This window comes from Corynebacterium glyciniphilum AJ 3170, assembly GCF_007673095.1.
In the GTDB taxonomy this organism is placed as follows: domain Bacteria; phylum Actinomycetota; class Actinomycetes; order Mycobacteriales; family Mycobacteriaceae; genus Corynebacterium.
On sequence record NZ_VDYZ01000182.1, the window covers coordinates 1 to 288 of the forward strand.

Sequence of the window (288 nt, forward strand, 5' to 3'; positions counted from 1 at the left end):
TGAAGATGGGGGGCAGGGGTGGGGTGTTTGGGTGGGTAGTGTCGCGGGGAGAGGATATGAGGAGGTGGAATGGGTGGAGAGAGGAAGGATGTTGGGAGAGTGGGGGGGGGGGGGATTGTGTTGGGGGTTGTTGTGGAGGGGGTGGGTGTGGTGGAGGTGGGGGTGGTGGGGGGGGTGGTGGAGGAGAAGGGGACGGGAGAGGTGGTGATGGTGGGGTGGATGGAGGAGGAGGGGGTGGGGGAGAGTTAGGAGAGGGGTTTGGGGGGGAGCGGTGGGGGGGTGGAGGTG

1 protein-coding gene is annotated in these 288 nt (G+C 66.3%); it reads left to right on the forward strand.

Annotation, left to right across the window (positions count from 1 at the left end):
* The first annotated feature begins 69 nt into the window (after positions 1-69).
* On the forward strand, positions 70-249 hold the full coding sequence (locus FS507_RS19980) for a hypothetical protein (protein WP_186314763.1): 180 nt from the start codon (positions 70-72) through the stop codon (positions 247-249).
* The last annotated feature ends 39 nt before the right edge of the window (positions 250-288 follow it).

Excerpts from the sequence above, each read along its gene's own strand:
- FS507_RS19980 (WP_186314763.1), top strand. The coding sequence starts at position 70 with ATGGGTGGAGAGAGGAAGGATGTTGGGAGAGTGGGGGGGGGGGGGATT.